The 8,769-nt window shown below is 24.3% G+C and carries 7 protein-coding genes; 1 reads left to right on the plus strand and 6 read right to left on the minus strand.

Features of this window, described 5'->3' with window-relative positions; translation table 11 throughout:
• Positions 1 to 162 precede the first annotated feature (162 nt).
• Positions 163 to 2,229, plus strand: coding sequence for a helix-turn-helix domain-containing protein (locus tag H9660_RS01520; protein ID WP_191747859.1), 2,067 nt, complete (start codon positions 163 to 165; stop codon positions 2,227 to 2,229).
• Positions 2,230 to 2,775: 546 nt separating this feature from the next.
• Here H9660_RS01520 and H9660_RS01525 read toward each other — a convergent pair.
• The 6 genes from H9660_RS01525 to H9660_RS01550 all read right to left on the minus strand — a co-directional run bounded on the left by H9660_RS01525 (position 2,776) and on the right by H9660_RS01550 (position 8,555).
• Positions 2,776 to 4,035 carry a helix-turn-helix domain-containing protein gene (locus H9660_RS01525; protein ID WP_191747844.1) on the minus strand — a complete coding sequence of 420 codons (1,260 nt, stop codon included), beginning with the start codon at positions 4,033 to 4,035 and terminating at the stop codon, positions 2,776 to 2,778.
• 18 nt (positions 4,036 to 4,053) lie between these two features.
• Positions 4,054 to 5,355 carry a helix-turn-helix domain-containing protein gene (locus H9660_RS01530; RefSeq protein WP_191747846.1) on the minus strand — a complete coding sequence of 434 codons (1,302 nt, stop codon included), beginning with the start codon at positions 5,353 to 5,355 and terminating at the stop codon, positions 4,054 to 4,056.
• A 502-nt stretch (positions 5,356 to 5,857) separates the two neighbouring features.
• Entirely contained in the window at positions 5,858 to 6,031 is a 174-nt protein-coding gene (locus tag H9660_RS01535; protein WP_191747848.1) for a YtxH domain-containing protein, read from the minus strand.
• A gap of 132 nt (positions 6,032 to 6,163) precedes the next feature.
• On the minus strand, positions 6,164 to 7,114 hold the full coding sequence (locus H9660_RS01540; protein WP_191747849.1) for a ribonuclease H1 domain-containing protein: 951 nt from the start codon (positions 7,112 to 7,114) through the stop codon (positions 6,164 to 6,166).
• A gap of 21 nt (positions 7,115 to 7,135) precedes the next feature.
• Positions 7,136 to 8,107 carry a YkvA family protein gene (locus H9660_RS01545; protein ID WP_191747851.1) on the minus strand — a complete coding sequence of 324 codons (972 nt, stop codon included), beginning with the start codon at positions 8,105 to 8,107 and terminating at the stop codon, positions 7,136 to 7,138.
• Between the two features lie 25 nt (positions 8,108 to 8,132).
• Complete coding sequence (locus tag H9660_RS01550) at positions 8,133 to 8,555, minus strand: hypothetical protein (RefSeq protein ID WP_191747853.1); 423 nt, start codon at positions 8,553 to 8,555, stop codon at positions 8,133 to 8,135.
• Positions 8,556 to 8,769: the final 214 nt, after the last annotated feature.

The following is an 8,769-nucleotide window of genomic DNA, read 5'->3' on the forward strand; positions in this document are numbered from 1 at the left end:
GTGCTTCACTCCTTTTATATACTACTTATTTTAATCTATATTTAAATAATAATACAAAAGTCAAAGAAAGTCAAAGTTTATTTTAAATTTTAAAAATTTTCTATTTATGCTTAAATAGGATATAATTAAAGTAAATAAACTAATTGAAAAGAGGTGATTTTTATTAGGCGAGAATATATAAGCTATCCACCGGATTCTCCTATAAAAATATCTTATGCTAATATAAAAGAATATCCAATTCATTGGCATAACTCCATTGAAATACTTTATGTATTAAGAGGAAGTATTAATGTTAATGTAGATACAGATTCTTTTAAAGTTTTAGAAAGAGAAATGGAAATTATAAATGTAGATGAAGCTCATAGAATTTATAGCAATGAAGATAATAGAGTTCTTATATTTCATATAGATCCATACTTCTTTGAAAAGTATTATAAAGATATTAATAATATCTTCTTTTATACTAATTCAACAGATGACGGAGCTCAAGATGGCGAGGAATATGATATATTAAGAGATTTTTTAGCAAAGCTTTTATGCGAATCTGTTCAAAAGCTTGATGACTATGATGAGGAAATAGAATCACTTTTAATAGATTTATTATACCATCTTGTAAACAACTTCCATTATCTAACCTATGAAAAAGAAGAGTTAAAAGATAAATCTGAACAACTAGCTAGGTATCATAGAATTTCAAAGTATATTTTTAATAATTATGATAGTAATATTACGTTACAAGAAATAGCTAAAAAAGAATTTTTAAGTCCACATTATTTATCGCATGAAATTAAATATGCTACAGGCTATAGCTTTACAGACTTAGTTAATTTAACAAGAGTTGAAGAATCAGTAAAACTTTTACTTGATAGTGATTTAAGTATTTCTGATATCTCAGATGAAGTTGGATTTTCTCATGTAAGATATTTAAATAAAAACTTTAAAATTTACTATGGTTGCACTCCACTTCAGTATAGAAAAAAGAATAAACTAACTGAAAAAGAATATGAAGCAGCTAAAAAAATAGAAGCTTTAAATATTGAAGATGCTTTAGAATATTTAGCTACTAATTTAGATGATTATGAACGCTTCAATTATGAAAATAAGTTATGGAAACTTCATATTGATATGGATGAAAGTCTTGGAGAGTTTAATAAAGATTATAGCGAAATAATAAACTTAGATGATGCCTTTGATTTATTATTAGAAGATAATAAAGACCTTTTAGAGGAAATTCAAGAAGAGCTTCATTTTAAATATGCAAGAGTTGAAAATATGTTTAATAGTGATATGGGAGTCTTCCCAAAAGCTGATTTCTATAATTGGAATAAGGCAAAAAGTGTAATTGAATTTTTAGATTATATTGATTTAAAACCTCTTATACTTATTGATAATTCTAACTTTACTTTAGAGAAATATATTCATGTATTAAAAAGCTTTTTTGAATACTTTTCTGAAATAGATTATATAGATATTTCAAAATTTAAATTTCAATTTACTCCTGCTATAGAAAAATCAATAAAAGAAGCTTTACTAACTTTCTTAATTGATGAGTATAATTTAGATGTTATAGAAGAAAATTTTGTTTGTAATAAAACTTTAAATAAAATATATGATACAACCTTTATGTTACCTTTTATAATTCATAATACAATATTTAATAAAAATAAATTAAATTTCTTAAGAGCCTTTGATGTATTAGAAAAAGAAATAAGTTTAACTAACGAAGTGTTTATAGGGGCACCAGGTCTTGTTAATGATATGGGTATAAGAAAGCCTTCATATTATGCTTATTACCTACTTAGTAAATTAGGTAATGAAATTGTTGCTATAGATAATGGACTTATAGTTACTAAAAAAGATGGTGAATACTGTATTTTATTATATTCATATACTGATGAATTAGAAACTCTAGAAAATTACGAAGATATTTTCACTAAGCGTGGTAAAAGAAAAATTTATAAGAAAAAAATATCTTTAAACATAGAAAATATCAAAAAAGCATCTAGAATAATTACTTATGAAATTAGTGAAAAGATAGGTTCATCTTATAATTATTGGCTCTCAATGGGATCTCCAGATAGATTAAATAAAGAAGAAAAGGAAATATTACAAAGAGCTTCTTTTCCTAAGATTGAATTTAAATATTCAAAGAAAAATACAGTTTTAAATATAATTACTGAACTTAATGGATACCATGCAAAGCTAATTTTAATAAAAAACATTAAATAAAAGTACAGAGAAACCAAAATTTATGGTTTCTTTGTACTTTTTTATTTAATTAACAAGATTATTAATAACTTAAATGTACTTAAAAGTACACATTTAAGTCAATGATTTTTACATTAAATAAAAGTATAATTTAAATATAGTTAAGATTGAAAAAAAGAAAGGGTTGATTATTAATGAGAGGACTATTTTTTGTACCTAGTATATTTTCAAAATATTCATTATTAAATATATTATCTGCATTCTTTCACCCAATGAAAAGAAATTAATATAAAAGTTTAAATATAAAAAGTATTAAAATATCATAACTATGTTCCATAGAACTTCAAGGCACATATCTATGATATTTTAATACGTCAAAACTTAAGCAAAAAAATAAAAGGTATTGCTACCTTTTATTTTTTTGCTTTAGGAAATTATAAAAATATTACCCTTTAAATAATATTTTTATAATTTCCTTCCTTCAGTTTGTAAAGAGATAAACATTGTATGACGGTGACTTGGAACGCATGTGACGGAGCAAGGAATATAATGTTTATCTCTTTTTTATCACTCTTTATCTAACTTCATTGCTAAAGTAAAATATTTTAAAGAATCTTTTACTTCTCCAAGTTTGTAATACATTTCAGCCATATCTAAATATCTTTCATGTCTTTTTTCTTTATTTGCAAATTTAAATAAAGAATCCAAGGATAAATTCATATACATTTCAGCTTGTACATATAATCCCTTCTTTTGAAGAATCATTCCCTTTAAATAATAAGCTTCTTCAATTAAATCTATTTCTTTAGAGTTAATGGCTGAATTTAATGCTTTATCTGTAATTTCATAAGCAATATCATACTCTTTATTCTCATATAAAGTTCTTATACATGAATTTAAAAATCTAACATACTTCATTTCATCTATAGTTGGAAATAATTCTATTCCTTCTTTAATTTCTTCTATAGCTTTATCTCTATTATTTGCATAAAAATAACTTTTACCACTTTTCCCCTTTGCAATAGCTAAAACTATAGGATTTTCCTTTTTATATTTATATGCTAACTCCATGTATTTTTCTGACTCATCTTTTTTAAGCTTTATACAAACATTAGCAAAACAGTGATATATATCACCCTTTTCTAAATCTTTCTCTATATAATTTATGTATTTTAGAGCTTCATTCATAGTCTTATATGTTTTTTCTAACATTCCTAATTTTTCATAGGATTTTCCTTGTCTATATGAAATATAAGCATAATCAGCTTTATTAAAATTCTTCTCAGAAATTATTAAATTTCTAGCTCTATCAAAGTAATTTATAGCCTCATTATAATCTTTAATACTGTAAAAGAACGTAGCCATGTCTTTATAGTAAATAATTGTATTCTCGCGAGTATTATTTTTTTGATATAAATCATAATATTGTGATATGATTAACTGTATATTTTCAACTTTGTTTTTCTTTACATAATGTTTAAATAACTTATGTATAAGTTCAAAGGCCAAATCATTATAAGAATATTCTAAAGCATAGTTTAAATTATGATTTATTACATTATCCATCTCTTCATCAGGAACTAAATCTCTATTTATTAATTGAAGATTACCTATAATTTGTTCTTCAACATCTCTAACTAAATATTCATAATCAAGCCCTAACTTTTTAGAAATATACTCTAAAATATCCTTATCAGCTTTTATTTTTCCATTCTCAATGCAGCTCATTTTCGATATAGAAACCTTATCCCCACATAATTCCTTTAGAGTTATTCCTTGATATACTCTTGCCCTTTTTATCTTTTCTCCAGTTGATAGTATTTCCATTTACAACCCCCGCTTGAATTAATTTTTAAGTATTCCTATCTTCCTAAAAATATTAACTCCTTCATCTAAATATTTAGCTGCTTCAATATCTTTTTTATTGTCTATGTAAAATTTCCCAATACTTATTGCTAATTGCCCTGCTTGTTTTTGTAGATTATTACTTATAGCTAACTCATAAGTATCTAGTAATACATATTCAGCTTCTTTATACATTTCTTTTAGTATATATATTCTATACCATAATAAATTAAGTTCTATTAAATTCTCTATATCACTTTCGCTTAGATAAGATTTTACTTCATTTAAAACTTCTTCACATTTATTAATATCCTTTAATTTAATATAATTTTCACATATATTCATTAAAGTATTAACTATTTTTGAATCTTTTCTTCTAGCTCTAATTTCTTTAGAAATTTCATAATGCTTAAAAGATTCTTCTATATTTTCAAACTCATAGAATAATTTTCCTAAATTATTTTCTATTTCTGAAATATTATTTAATTCATCTAACTCTTTGTAAACTTCTAAAGTTTTTTCAGAGTATTTTATAGCATTTGTTAAATCTCCTTTTTTATTATATTCTTCTGATAATAATAAAAGAGTTTTTGCATAATCTTCTCTATTTTGAACTTGTTCAAATTTGCTTTTTGCTAAGAATGAATAATTTATTGCTTGGTTAATATCTTCAGTATTATTATAAGCTTGTGCCATGTAATAATATATTTCTCCAAGTAAAGAATCTTCACCTATATTATTATCTAAGTAGACCTTTTCAGCTTGTCTTAGGTAACTACTTGCTGATTGATATGCTTTTTGCTTTAAAGTTATCTTTCCTAAATTTAAAAAAGTATTTATTATTTCCTCATAATTATTATTTTTTATAAATATTACATTTGAAGATAAGAAAAATTGTTGAGCTAAAGTTAATTCCCCCTTAGCTTTATATATTTGTGCTCTTAAATATATAATCTTTGCTTTTCTATACTCTAAATTATACTTTTCTACATAATATAGAGCATTTTCTATGTACTTTTCTCCAGTTATATAATCTCCAGATAATATATATGATTCTGCAATTTTTTCATAATATATACTTATTTTTTCAGCTTGGCTTTCCTCAGATTCCATTAAATATTCTACAGAAGTTTGAAGAGCTGCTGCTAAATATTCAAGTAAATCCATAGAAGGATTAGATCTTCCTGACTCAACTAAACTAATTTGACCAGGTGTTATTCTATCTCCAGCTAAATCTTTAAGAGTCATGTCTAATTCTTTTCGTCTTCTTTTTATTTTTTCTCCTAATGCAAGAATTTCCATTAATATTCTTCCTTTTCATTATTATATAATTAATAATATTTAAAATTTGTTAATATTTTAGATTATATCATAAATTATAATATTATAGTAGCTAATTTAAACCTAAAAATTACCATTTAGATTTTTTTCGTCAAAATTTAATATAAACACAAAATTTTTTCATTATTTTTTTCTTTTTATTATTATATCATTAAATTCATTAAAAGTAATAGAAAATTTCAAAAATTTTCTATATAAAACAAATAATTTATAATATTCTTTCAATATATATAATAAAAAGATAAATTAATTTTATATTAAACTTTTGTGATTCTAAGGACTTAAGTCACTAAATTATTTATTTTCATTTTTTCTATAATTATATTCAAATTAATATAAGTAATGTTAGATAATTTTGTTAATATTAAAATATTATTTACATAGTAAAACTTTAACCCTTACAAACCGAAGTTTAGAAAGTATAAAAGGGAATTTGCTTAAAAACAAATTCCCTAAATAAAATTTACCTCATATATCCCATTACCATGTCACAAGTATTTTCTGCCATATTTATAGCTCTTCTTCCAACTCTTCTTAAATTCTTTTGAGTTCTTCTATCTAATTGTGGTAATATAACAGCACTAACTGCCATTCCAACTACAGCACCAGCTGCCATTCCTTTTAAAGTTCTTAGCATTTTATCACCCCTATTTAATATTTTCTTACTTTATTATTTGTATTTCTCAATTATTTATTCAGGCAAATAAAAAACAGAGTTTTTTTTACAGGGGTTTTTAACCAAACTAGATAAAAAATTTAAAACAATCTTTTATTTTTCCTTATTATATAAATATTCTGCATATCCTAATACATCTTTTTGTTTTTCTATAGGAAGTTTATTTAGTAGAAACTCTAACTTTTTAATTATTTCTTGAGTTTCATCTTCTAATTTATCAGAGTTTAATTCTATATTTTCTTTTACTTCTTCTTTATTAGTATCTTTTTTCTTAAATTCAATATTATTATCTATACTAATAATATTGTCTATTCTATCTCTAGCAATTTCTATTAATTCTTCTTTAATTGAATTGTTAGCAACATAAATTTTATTATTTCCTATATATTTATATACTTCATTATTAGATGAAATTTGTAATGCTTCCTTACATTTTTCATCTGCTATTTCATTATATAAATCCCCAGTGTGGCTATCTACTTTAACGAAAATAACTTCTATTCCTCTATTAATTAAGCTTTGCATTTTATTGTAATAATCTATTGAAGATTGTTCTTTTCTTTCCCAAAATCCAGTTGCATGATGGGCAATACCAGCATAATCATGGAAAATAACAACTTTATTTTCTTTTTGATTTAATGCATATTCAACGCCTCTAATTGTAGCTTCTAGCTCTCCAGCAATTTGTCTTATATTCTTACTTGAGTTATCTTTACTTGCCCCATTTTCAATATATTGTATTATATTATCTTTAACAGCAACTAACCCATAAGAATACTTTTCAGTTGATATATTATAACTTCCGTCTACATATACATGCAGGCAATCCATAGGATAACTATCTACTCCCTTTTTAAGCATTCCATCACCTTGAGATAAGAAGTTTTTTGCTTCATTTATATCTTCAAAGCTTTTATATTTAGCTCCTTTTACACCCTTTATATACTTTTGACACTCTGCCCAAGTATCAACTATTAAATTCTCCACTTTTTCATTTTTAGAGAAATTAAATCCTTCTTTAATTGCATAAACCTTTTTAGCCAAATTTATTACTCCTTAAATCTATTATAATGTTACAACTTCTTCAACAAAGTTATAAATCTTCTCAACATTTTTTGCACCTGTAAAGTTTACAGCATACTCAATTATATTTTTTATAACAAAAACAATATCATTTTTACCTGCCCAGTTTTCTAATATAATTACAGTTGGAACATCTGATATTATTCTTTCTAAAGCAAATATTGCTACTGCTATTTCATCAACTTTTCCTATAAAAGGAATCCTATCTGGTATTATATCCGTTGGAAATGCAATATATGCAGCTGCAGCAGATATTATTAACTTGGTTTTCATAGAAACTCTTTTATCTTTTAGAAGTCTATATATTAATGCCGCCATATCTGGAACTATAAGTAAGTAGTCACTATAATTCTTTACTTTCTGTGGCAATTTGTTCTCTACATAATCTCTACCTACAGTATAATAATCCTTAACTTTTACTGTATTTTCTGCCATTTCTCTTAGAAACTCTTCTTCTAAATCTTCTTCTGTTTTCTCTACTTCTGGAACATCCTTAATTAAAGTCCCTTTTAAAGATACATTTATATTCGCTACATTTACATTAAGTGTATCTTGAGTTGTATATATTTCTGAAATATCTAAATCAACATATGGTACATCTTTTAATAAATATTTTAAATTAATCACTACCTTTCCATCATTGTAGCTTATTCCCTTCTCTTCTAAAGATTTTAAAGCAACCTTTAATGCTAATTTTCTTAAAGGAGAGAAAATCTTTATCTTAGCTACCTTGAAAGAGGAAACTTCTCCATGGACTATTCCATTTTCTACTCTTGTTAATTTTACTCCAGCTACAAAATTAATTGTAATACCTTTCGTAAAACTTCCATATAACCTTACCTCATCTTCAATTTCAATTTTATCTAAGACTAAACCTTCAACACTTACAAACTCATTTATTATACTTAATAGATCCTCTCCTGTTAATGCAACCTTAACACTTGAAATATTCATCACACTTACCTCCTATTTAAGTTAATCATGCATTTATATACATTTTTAAATTTGTTCCTATTATATAAAGAAGCTTGTCCTTTATATAAATATCAGTAATATCCGATTTATACTTATCTAAATCTATGATAATACCATTACCCTTTATACTAATATAATCTTCGCCTATTACACTAACAACATTTTTTAATAATAAGCTACTAATCCCCTTAAAAATTCCTAACTTATCTATTTTTATATTCTTGGTCTCTAAGATAATCCTATTTTCAAAGAAGCTTTTTATATAAAGAGAAGCACTAAATTTACTGTTTATTACATTAAATAATCTTCCTGAAAAAACTATCCCATTATTTATTTCTATATGGGTTACCTCTATTCCTTTATCTATAACTTTTGAGTTAACTAATTCTGTAATATCCTTAGATGATAATATAGTTGAATTAAGCAATTTTACACTCTCCCCTTGTATATTACTATAAGGTTTATTAGTCTAATCAGTAAGCTATTTAACTTAAAGTATAGCCTATTTAGACCTTATTTTGCAACTTCTCTTATAAACTTACATATATAACAATACTTACATTGGAAAAATATATGATAATAATTAGACTTAATATTTAAAAATGTTAAAATATTTATGATATTAATCTTCTATTTAGGAG

Source organism: Clostridium gallinarum (genome assembly GCF_014836325.1).
Taxonomy (GTDB): Bacteria; Bacillota; Clostridia; order Clostridiales; family Clostridiaceae; genus Clostridium; species Clostridium gallinarum.

Coding starts and splice junctions, on each gene's coding strand:
- H9660_RS01530 (WP_191747846.1), bottom strand. CDS start 5,355: ATGGAAATTCTTGCATTAGGAGAAAAAATAAAAAGAAGACGAAAAGAA.
- H9660_RS01545 (WP_191747851.1), bottom strand. CDS start 8,107: ATGAATATTTCAAGTGTTAAGGTTGCATTAACAGGAGAGGATCTATTA.
- H9660_RS01525 (WP_191747844.1), bottom strand. CDS start 4,035: ATGGAAATACTATCAACTGGAGAAAAGATAAAAAGGGCAAGAGTATAT.
- H9660_RS01535 (WP_191747848.1), bottom strand. CDS start 6,031: ATGCTAAGAACTTTAAAAGGAATGGCAGCTGGTGCTGTAGTTGGAATG.